The 746-nt window shown below is 35.0% G+C and carries 1 pseudogene; it reads left to right on the forward strand.

Annotation, left to right across the window (positions count from 1 at the left end):
- A pseudogene (locus tag JCM10991_RS15510) lies at window positions 1-467 on the forward strand (hypothetical protein); the annotation flags it as partial.
- Between the last annotated feature and the right edge of the window lie 279 nt (window positions 468-746).

Below are 746 nucleotides of genomic sequence, written 5' to 3' on the forward strand. Positions count from 1 at the left end.
CAGTCACTCCAGATACTGTAAATTATCACTATGATAATTTCACTCCATATGCTGATGGTGATGTAAGCACGAACTTTAGCTTAGATAAGTTGGCCGTTGAAAAACCTGCTCCAGAAAAAGTTAATGTTCAACTTCACAACTTGACGGTTACTCCTGTAGCTGAGAAGACCGCAAATACTGTGATTAACAATTCTAACCAAGATATCTCTGGTAAGACTATTGTTAAGGGTGAAACTCTAACTTATGACATTGCTACTAAGGACTACCCTGCTCAACGTACAAATGATTTAACATCTCACGATATTGTTGATAAGTTAGATCCTGCATTAAAATTCGTTGATTACACAGTTACTGACAATCACGGAAATGATGTAACAAGTGATTACGTTGCTAATTTCGATGCTAAGACTAATACAATTAAGCTTTCATTGAAGTCTGGTTCAAAAATCTTTAGTTTAGTCAAATAACAATAAAGGTACTGTTTTTGTCTTTCCTACTGCACATATTTATGCAACAGCTATTGAAGACGGTAAAACTATTGTCAATGTACCTCGTGTATATGTAAATAATATTGAATCTAGTGCAAATTCAGTAGAAAATCCAGTTGATAAGCCTGCACCAACTAAATCTGAAAACGTTGGTGGCATTGATTCTAATGGTAAGACTGTGATTGCTGGTGATGTAATTAACTACAACATCACTTGGGACTTTAGTAAGCTTGTTAACCCTGGTTTATCTGATTTAGT

This window comes from Ligilactobacillus equi DSM 15833 = JCM 10991 (assembly GCF_000615765.1).
Lineage (GTDB): Bacteria > Bacillota > Bacilli > Lactobacillales > Lactobacillaceae > Ligilactobacillus > Ligilactobacillus equi.